Source organism: Asticcacaulis sp. (assembly GCF_027484505.1).
GTDB lineage: Bacteria > Pseudomonadota > Alphaproteobacteria > Caulobacterales > Caulobacteraceae > Asticcacaulis.
Genome location: NZ_JAIXSV010000001.1, coordinates 1 through 3,189 on the forward strand (window position 1 = coordinate 1; position 3,189 = coordinate 3,189).

Consider the following 3,189-nt stretch of genomic DNA (forward strand, 5'->3'; position numbering starts at 1 on the left):
AACACGCGGCTGTAATGCCGCATGTAGCAGTTATTCACCTCGACATCGGCCTGGGTGAAGAATCGGAAAATCTGCGTCAGCAGGTTCCGCTCGCCATCTGTCAGGTTGTTGCGCCAGTCCTTGACGTCATCGGCCAGCGGCACTTCCTCAGGCAGCCAATGGATTCGCTGCTGCGTCAGCCAGGCCTCATAGGCCCAGGGGTAGCGGAAAGGCTTGTAAACCGGGTTCGGCGTCAGCAGGGACATGGCACCAGCACTAGATGTAGGGGGTGGATGCCGTAAGCTAGCACAATGGGCGGCGGGGGGAAGGGGTCTTTGGCTGTGAATGATGGGGATAAGGGGGATGGCCGAACGGGTGGGTGGACGGTGTCAGGGCAATGCCCAGGGATTCAGCAGATCGGCGCCGGTGCGCGTGTAATCGTCGATGTCACGGGTGACGATGGCCACGCCGTGGCAAAGGCCCGTTGCTGCGATGATCAAATCCGGCTGAGGGAATGTGTGGCCAATTTTCCGCCCTTCTGCCATCAGCAAACGCCACTTCAACATCACATCTTCGCTGACGGGCAGGACGCGGCCATCGAACATCGGGCGCACCCGGTGGGTGAGCCACTCTGTCAGGCTGGACCGTTTGACTGGGTCATCCAGTTTCTCGATGCCAAAGCGGATTTCAGCCAGAGTAACAGTGCTGATATGGAGCGTTTCCAGCGGCTGTTCGGCGATGAAGGACAGAACACGCGGCTCAGGTCTTGGTCGCCGCAGCTCGGCCAGGATGTTGGTATCCAGCAGCCAGCCGCTCAAAACACCACATCCCGTACCCGCGCTGGATCGCGAATGGGCTCGAAATCGAAATCTAGGTCACTGGACGGTGCCGCCCGCATGGCGTCGATCAGGCTCTGACCGGTTTCAGCGCCCTTTAAGCGCCGAAACTCCGCAGCGGAGATGACGACAACCTCTTCACGTCCATGGACGGTAACATGCTGTGGACCGTCGGCCTGGACGCGGCGCACGAGCTCGCTGAACCGCGCCTTCGCTTCCTGGAGCGGCCAATGCCCAGGCACGACGTGATTAGCTCCTCGTTTACGGTCCGCCATCACGACCTTCCAAATCTAGTCAGTCTGGTCAGATTACGTCATCGAGCTTGGGGCTGCAACGCCTACCGCCCCCGCTCCGCCGTCTGCGTCTCCGCGTTCAACAGCGGGTTCAGGGCGGGGGCCAGGATTTTCAGCAGCTGTGAGGGCAGGGCAGAGGTGAAGCGGTATTCCGCGGCCTCTGGCCCATGCACATGCGCCGTGATGACACCGAAGAAGCGGTCGCCGATATAGAAGACGAACGTGGCGGTGCGGTTGACGACGCGGCTTTCCAGGACGACGCCACCGGGACCATAGCGTTCAAAACGATGGTCGCCCGTACCCGTCTTGCCGCCAATGGGCATTTCGGTGCCGTCAGCGGCAGTGAAGGCGCCTTTCACGCGCCGCGCGGTGCCATTATCCACGATGTCGCGCAGATGGCGGCGCACCACGCGGGCCACCGCTGGTTCCATCACCTGTTCGGCCCCGTCCAGCAGCTTGGCGGGCACAAAACTGGTCTCGTACGGCGTGCCGGTGGCGAAATGCAGACGGCCCACGCGTAAGGTCGGCAGGCGCACCCCATCATTCAGGATGACGCCCATCAGTTCGGCCAGCGCACCCGGCCGGTCGGCGGAGCTGCCGATGGAGGTGGCGTAGCTGGCGATCAGGCTGCCGAACGGGTAGCCAAGGCGCGTCCATTCCTCATGAATGCGGTTGAACGCCTCTTCCTCCAGCACGATGCCGATGCGCGTATCCTGTGCCTGTTTGGACCGGGACGTGAACAGCCATTTGTAGCTTTCCTGGCGCGGCACGCTGCTGTCCTTCAGCATCTCCCCGCGCTGTGCCTGCCGGCTGTCCTGAAGATATCCCACCAGCCACAGTTCCAGGGGATGCACGCCGACAATATAGCCACGGTCGTTCAGCGACCAATTGTCGGGATTATAGCGGTCGAACAGCGCCTTCACCTGCGCGTCGGGCGGGCCGCCGGCCGGCATGTGCCGGTTCAGGAAGACGCCCAGGTCGTCCGCCGTGGCGTTGGGCAGGGCGGAGCGGAAGATGACCGCCAGCCGGTCCGGCGTGGGCCGGATGCGCTTGGCCAGCTTGTCGAGTGCCGCTTCCGGCTCCAGCCCCTTATAATCAGACCAGAACTTGTTCAGGTAGGCGCTACCCTCCTGATCCGCGAACTGCGCCAGATAGGTGCGGCGGGCCGGGTGGCGGGGATCGTCCATCAGATCGTCGCGGCTGTCCGGCCCCTCGGCGATGTAATGGTTCACGATGTCCCGCATCATGCGGATGAAGACGAGGTTGACGGAATGGCGGAACGCCTCTGACACGGTGATGACCTTGCCATCATCCTTGTCGTCAAAATTCCCGAAACTGTGCAGGCCGCCGCCCGTGAAGAAGCGTTCGGCGGGGCTGGCCGAATATTCCCGCTCCATCGCAAGGTCCAGCAGGGGGGCGATGCCGATGCTGGGATTGGCCGCCATGGTGCGTAAAACCCATTGCGTCAGCCGGTCGGGCGCCTCCAGCGCCGCCGCTTCCAGCTCATAGCTTTCCCGTGTGATGTAGCGGGCATGCAGCCGCGCGATGATCTCCAGATACGTCACCAGGGTACGCAGCTTGGCCGTGGAGCCAAGGTCGAGCTTGGCCCCTTCATTCAGGTCCAGCGGCTGAGGCAGCGTGTCGACCTGCACCCGGACCAGGTTCGCCTCTGCGGTGCGTTCGAACAGGGTGACGGAATAGACGATGCGGGCCGGGTCGGCATTGTTCAGCAGCCGGTCACCGACCAGACCTAAGGCCGCCGCCTGCGCCGGGTCGGCCAGTTTCTTGAGTGTTTCTGTCACTCGCGCCTGTGTCGGCTGGTCCAGGGTGGTATCGACGGCAAGGTCCAACCGGTCCAGCGCATAGAGGCTGGGTACGCCCAGCATGCCCAGCAGGCGGGCGCGGATGGCGTTGGTGGCCTTCTGCTCCACAAAGCTGGGTTCGGGAATGTCCGGCGGCGCTTCCTTGAACCGCAGGGGGAAGAAGCGGGCAGCATCGGCGAGGGGCGCGGAGATGACGCCCGCGCGTTCCAGCAGGGTCAGGTGGGCATTCGCCAGATCGTTCAACGCCTTGCGCCCATT

4 protein-coding genes are annotated in these 3,189 nt (G+C 63.2%); all 4 read right to left on the bottom strand.

The features are described from left to right. On the bottom strand, window positions 1-245 hold a 245-nt coding region (locus Q0072_RS00005), incomplete at its 3' end, for a ribonucleotide-diphosphate reductase subunit beta (RefSeq protein WP_298323941.1). A 123-nt stretch (window positions 246-368) separates the two neighbouring features. Continuing rightward, the gene (locus tag Q0072_RS00010; protein WP_298323944.1) at window positions 369-797 is read right to left on the bottom strand and encodes a type II toxin-antitoxin system VapC family toxin; all 429 of its coding nucleotides are present in this window, start codon (window positions 795-797) and stop codon (window positions 369-371) included. Beyond that, complete coding sequence (locus tag Q0072_RS00015) at window positions 794-1,090, bottom strand: type II toxin-antitoxin system Phd/YefM family antitoxin (RefSeq protein WP_298323947.1); 297 nt, start codon at window positions 1,088-1,090, stop codon at window positions 794-796. The genes Q0072_RS00010 and Q0072_RS00015 overlap by 4 nt, the downstream gene beginning before the upstream one ends. A gap of 62 nt (window positions 1,091-1,152) precedes the next feature. Next, a partial coding sequence (locus Q0072_RS00020) for a hypothetical protein (protein ID WP_298323949.1) occupies window positions 1,153-3,189 on the bottom strand: 2,037 nt, incomplete at its 5' end.

Bases quoted from the DNA above. Each gene is read 5' to 3' on its own strand.
- Q0072_RS00015 (WP_298323947.1), bottom strand. From the start codon at position 1,090: ATGGCGGACCGTAAACGAGGAGCTAATCACGTCGTGCCTGGGCATTGG.